This is a genomic window from Tenacibaculum sp. M1.3A, assembly GCF_057732375.1.
The window spans coordinates 1-4,669 of sequence record NZ_JBYJEF010000015.1 but is presented as its reverse complement, the minus strand read 5'-3'; the positions used below and the strand labels follow the sequence as shown (position 1 = coordinate 4,669).

At 28.3% G+C, this 4,669-nt stretch carries 8 protein-coding genes and 1 pseudogene; all 9 read right to left on the bottom strand.

Annotated elements, in window-relative coordinates; translation table 11 throughout:
• A partial coding sequence (locus AC28QF_RS13815) for a cysteine peptidase family C39 domain-containing protein (RefSeq protein WP_488202380.1) occupies positions 1 to 375 on the bottom strand: 375 nt, incomplete at its 3' end.
• Positions 376 to 500: 125 nt separating this feature from the next.
• Positions 501 to 695, bottom strand: a complete 195-nt coding sequence (locus tag AC28QF_RS13810) for a hypothetical protein (RefSeq protein WP_488202381.1) — start codon at positions 693 to 695, stop codon at positions 501 to 503.
• Between the two features lie 32 nt (positions 696 to 727).
• Complete coding sequence (locus AC28QF_RS13805; RefSeq protein ID WP_488202382.1) at positions 728 to 895, bottom strand: hypothetical protein; 168 nt, start codon at positions 893 to 895, stop codon at positions 728 to 730.
• A 34-nt stretch (positions 896 to 929) separates the two neighbouring features.
• A complete protein-coding gene (locus tag AC28QF_RS13800) occupies positions 930 to 1,094 on the bottom strand; it encodes a hypothetical protein (protein ID WP_488202383.1) in 165 nt (54 codons plus the stop codon).
• Between the two features lie 127 nt (positions 1,095 to 1,221).
• Positions 1,222 to 1,452, bottom strand: coding sequence for a hypothetical protein (locus tag AC28QF_RS13795; RefSeq protein ID WP_488202432.1), 231 nt, complete (start codon positions 1,450 to 1,452; stop codon positions 1,222 to 1,224).
• Complete coding sequence (locus AC28QF_RS13790; RefSeq protein WP_488202385.1) at positions 1,416 to 1,577, bottom strand: hypothetical protein; 162 nt, start codon at positions 1,575 to 1,577, stop codon at positions 1,416 to 1,418. The genes AC28QF_RS13795 and AC28QF_RS13790 overlap by 37 nt, the downstream gene beginning before the upstream one ends.
• 127 nt (positions 1,578 to 1,704) lie before the next feature.
• Positions 1,705 to 3,291, bottom strand: coding sequence for a vitamin K epoxide reductase family protein (locus AC28QF_RS13785; RefSeq protein ID WP_488202386.1), 1,587 nt, complete (start codon positions 3,289 to 3,291; stop codon positions 1,705 to 1,707).
• A gap of 103 nt (positions 3,292 to 3,394) precedes the next feature.
• Entirely contained in the window at positions 3,395 to 4,075 is a 681-nt protein-coding gene (locus tag AC28QF_RS13780; protein ID WP_488202387.1) for a response regulator, read from the bottom strand.
• Between the two features lie 333 nt (positions 4,076 to 4,408).
• A pseudogene (locus tag AC28QF_RS13775) lies at positions 4,409 to 4,669 on the bottom strand (HlyD family secretion protein); the annotation flags it as partial.

Genomic DNA, 4,669 nt, shown 5'->3' with positions numbered 1-4,669 from the left:
ATTGTTACCAATCCAAGATTGAATAAATTCTTTTTTAGTAAAAGTGATGAGCCCGTGTGCAGGATCAGAAATATAAATAGTATCCTTTTTTATTTTATAAAGAACTACATAATGATTTTTATTCCAATGAAGTATGCAGGGTAGTGGTGCTTCTTTAAGTTTGTTATAAGATAACTTTATACCTAAAGATTTAAACCCCATAGACTCTACAGCGTCGCTTAAGCCAAGTAAGCTACTTCCTTCACGAGTGGTTTCACTTAAACTTCGTAACTGTTGTGTATTAATCGTTTTACCATAGTGTTTGGCTATGATTTTTATACAAGTAGGACCGCAGTCTTTAGCTTCTGTTTGTTTGTAATTTGGAAATTTTTTCAAAAAAAGCTATTTTTTTAAGATTAAAAAAGTTGTTATTTAGTTTAAATATAGCGCTGTGTTATTACTAATAAATTTTTAAAAGAGATAAAGAAAGTCTCTTTTAAAAATTTATTAGTTAATATTTATTAGCAAGAGGTACAATGAGAAAAATCTTGACCATATAACTCCATTTGAAGTTCTATATGGTGTTGCCTATCTTCTTCTCTAAGTCTGCATATATCTACACAGCCCTCAAAAGGTCGAAACATACGTCCACCATTAATTTCTTTCTGTTCTAATTTACCCAATGCTTTTCCTAAATTTAAAATTGATTTTTTCATGTTGATATTTTTAATTTTTTGTAAAGTGTTTTTTATATAGCTTCCATAGGAACTAATTGACAATAAAATTCAGCACATTGTCTACCTACTTCCTCACATACTCGGTCACGGTTTTTATCACACTGTTTTCTACCACCGTTAATAGTTTGTTGTTCAGCTTTGTTTAAAGCTTTTCCTAAATTTAAAATTTGTTTTTTCATAATTAAATTATATTAATTTTATAGTACTTAATTCCTACCAAAAAAAACATCTTCCGTTTACACAACCAACATCTCCAGGTCCTAGATATTTTGTGTAACAATCTTTTTTTGTTCTGCAGTATCCACCATTACCACCATTAACGTTTTTCTGTTCTGCTTTATTCAAAGCTTTCCCTAAATTTAAAATTGATTTTTTCATGATTTATATTTTAAAATGATTTTTTTTTGTTAATTTAAATATTACAAAGAAAAGATCGTAATTCTATGCTACTATAGTAGAATGCACAATAATTACCTCTCTTTTTTATTTACCTTGTACTCCGCTATTATAGGTAGGGAGCAGGGCATTCAAGAGTTCCGTAGCAGCAGTTATATTGGTCTGTCCAGCAGCATCTTTTAATAGGATTCCAATCATATCCTTTGTCTGTTCTACAGTTCCCAGGGTCTTTTCCTCCATTAACGCTTCTTTGTTTTGCTTTGTTTAAGGCCTTCCCTAAGTTTAAAATTGATTTTTTCATAATTAAAAAGGCATTAATTGGCATTGTCTTTCTGCACATTGGCGTCCATATTCTGTACATTCTCCATTGCTCCATGGTGTAATACATTGTAATTTACCACCGTTAATAGTTTTTTGTTCCGCTTTGTTTAAAGCTTTTCCTAAATTTAAAATAGATTTGTTCATAATTAAATTATTAAAGTTACTTTTGCGGCGAACATTTAAAGACACTCACCGTATGTGTCTATTCTTCGCGAGAGAATATTGTTCAAAACACAAAGCTCTGTTTTCAGGGCTTTGTTGTTTTATAAATTTATACCATTACTAATGGTTTATTATTTTCTTCTAGTTCTTCGATAAAAAAGATTAAGTCTGTTCTGTTGTATTCTTTAGGAAACGATCTTCCGTTTATTAAAATTTCAGGAGTAAAATTAATAGCATTCTCTTTACACCAATTACTTCCTTTATCTAATTCAGATACATAATAATTTATATCGTTACAATGGCCCCATTTTTTAAACCAAGCTTCAGTATTTCCATCCTCGTATATTTCCGACATCGCATTTAAGCATGTCGATTCTCCTTTTTTATCGTAAAGCTCTAGTAATTTACTAGTTATCTTAACTAGGTTGTCTTCTATGTTTTTAGAGTTTATCGTAAAACGAGTTGTTATTTTTACATTTTGATGATATCTCTGTAATATTTCATCAATATGCTTATGAACAGGTTTGCAATGTCCACAAAAAGGGTTGGTTAGAAGTACTATCTCTAAGCTAGAATTAGGATTGCCAAAAACAATTTCTTTACTGTTTGGTATTTGTGTATTTAATTTTGGTGATTTTTGTAATAAGCTTTCGAATAGCGTATAGTTTCTTTTAAATTTTACACTTTCAATTTTGTCTTTTTTTAATTGATTAAGGTTAGTTAATAAAGGTTTTAGATAGGTCCAAAATAACCAAGTAACTAGAACTACTATCCCAAGAACAACAGTATCTGTAATTATAAAATCATTTATATAGGTAACTGTAATTAATGGTATTAAAGCTTGTAACCATAAAACACCAACAATGCTTAGGCAAAGTAAACACCATTTTTTTAAAATAGCATATTGATAATATAAAGAGTATAATGTAATGGGAATAGCTATTAAACTTATAGTATATGAAATTATAGGATTAGAAGACTGAAAAAATGTTAATAGCGTCAGTCCAATAAAATACATAATACTAAAATCACTTAATTTATAATTTTTAAATATTTCAGCTCCTTTTGATGTTAAAACAGCATCACAGTCTTTTTTATCATCTGTTCCAGAACAGAAAGCATCACCTATGCTGCTTTTTAACCCTAATTCTTGTTTAACGATTGCAATACTAGCAATAAATCCAATTATTGATAAAGTTAAATGAACAAAAGTATGCCAAGAGTTAGTATTTCTGTAAACTAAAAACGCTGCTAAAAACACTAAAATACTTATAGAAATATTTCTTGTTGTATTCGCGTTCGTTATTGCTTGTGTTTTTTCTTCTGATTGTTCAACAGCTACTATAATTCCTGTAAATTTTTCAAGAAAATCATTTTCAGATAATTTTTCTTTTTTGTTTTCAGTATTATATATATTATAGTTTAGCTTGTCTTTTTCTATTATAACCAAATCTTGACCTTGCTGTGTCTTAACTTGAGCCAAGAAACAAATAGGTAATTGTAAAAGCGTTGCTGTATTAACTGGAACATCTGCAGCTACATTTTCTATATTAAAGTGATCTAAAACACCTGTTATAGCGTGTAGACTAGGATATGAAGGATGACTTTGTATTTGAAAAGAAAGTTCTTCTTTGTCAAATGGAATTTGATTATTCTTTAAAAGTCTCTGAACTAAATTGATTAAGGTATCTTTCAAAAGGTGTTTTTTTTAAGGTAGATATTTTACTTTTTCAAAGCTATTTTTTTAAATTTTAAAAAGAGGATTAAAAACCGTAAAAAAAGTAAGGTAAAACCATATATTATATAAAACCTTTTTCTTTTGCCATTAAAATAAGTTCTCTATCACCTTTGTCTTTTACATTAAAAACTTTTTTTAAATGCCGTTTTCTTTTTTCTATGCTTGCAGCAGATAAAGGGATGTAATTAGGCATATCTTTCATCCTAGCACCTATTGAGAGCTCGTAGAGTATTTTTCGATCTATACCATCAATTGATAAATTAGAAGAAACTTCTTTTCTTAATAGTTTTAAAATAGATTTGCTATAGTAAAGATTATCGTCAATTACAGAATAAATAGCTCTTTTAAATTCACCTGAAGTTAAATCTCTTTTTAAAATAAATCCTTCAGGGTTTATCGTTTTAAATAATGAGTGGATTCTAAAGTTATCATCTGATCTGGTTGAAAGGATAATTTTTGTATTTAGGAGTCTTTTTCTTGCATAATTAACAATGTCTTCACCTGAAATAATCTTTTTACCTGTGTTAAGAGAAAATTTTAATTCTAAAATTAGTAAATCTAACGTAATTTCTTTTTCGACAATCTTATTAATTATTTCAGTGCCCTCATCAGGGCAGTTCGTTAAATTTATTTCTAAATGATAATCATCTTTTTTATTAATTGAGTTGATTATACTTTTGTAAGCTTCTCCTATTAAAGGGCAGTCGTCAATAATTAAAACAGTTTTTTTTTCTTTTTTCATATAGCAAGTAACTTGTATAAAGCAATTTTATACTTGTAAACATAAATTAAAAAGAATGTCTTGTCAATACCCAATACCCCTAATTGATTGTTAGGGTTAACCCTTAGTTAAATAGGGTTAACCCTATTTTCGTTAACATTTCATTAACACTTAGCGTTTTCAGTTAGTAAAAAAGAAGTTCAGTATTGTATTTAAAGTTAGATTGATTTTGTTGAAAGAGAATAATGATCTTAGAAGAGGAAACATGTTTTTTATAAAAACAAAAGAAATAGGTTTTTATTGAATTAATTTAAAGACACTCAAGGTTTATGTCTATTCTTCGCGAAAGAATGTTTATTTAATAATATTTCTTAGCTGATAGAAAAAACGTTCTATCAAGCGTAAGTCTTCTGTTATAATATCGGCAGTTCCTTTCATTTCTTGTCTGAAAGAAATTGTTTTACTGTAAGTAGTTTTTAAGTCTTGGGGTAATTCTACATCTATTAAGTAATTACCTTCTTCATCAGGTATTTGTGATATAGATTTTATTTTTCCGTTTAGCTCACCAAATTCATCAGCAGGATAATTTGATAATTTTATTTGAACCTTTTGGCC

Bases quoted from the DNA above. Each gene is read 5' to 3' on its own strand.
- AC28QF_RS13805 (WP_488202382.1), bottom strand. From the start codon at position 895: ATGAAAAAACAAATTTTAAATTTAGGAAAAGCTTTAAACAAAGCTGAA.
- AC28QF_RS13780 (WP_488202387.1), bottom strand. From the start codon at position 4,075: ATGAAAAAAGAAAAAAAAACTGTTTTAATTATTGACGACTGCCCTTTA.
- AC28QF_RS13800 (WP_488202383.1), bottom strand. From the start codon at position 1,094: ATGAAAAAATCAATTTTAAATTTAGGGAAAGCTTTGAATAAAGCAGAA.
- AC28QF_RS13795 (WP_488202432.1), bottom strand. From the start codon at position 1,452: ATGTGCAGAAAGACAATGCCAATTAATGCCTTTTTAATTATGAAAAAA.
- AC28QF_RS13810 (WP_488202381.1), bottom strand. From the start codon at position 695: ATGAAAAAATCAATTTTAAATTTAGGAAAAGCATTGGGTAAATTAGAA.
- AC28QF_RS13790 (WP_488202385.1), bottom strand. From the start codon at position 1,577: ATGAACAAATCTATTTTAAATTTAGGAAAAGCTTTAAACAAAGCGGAA.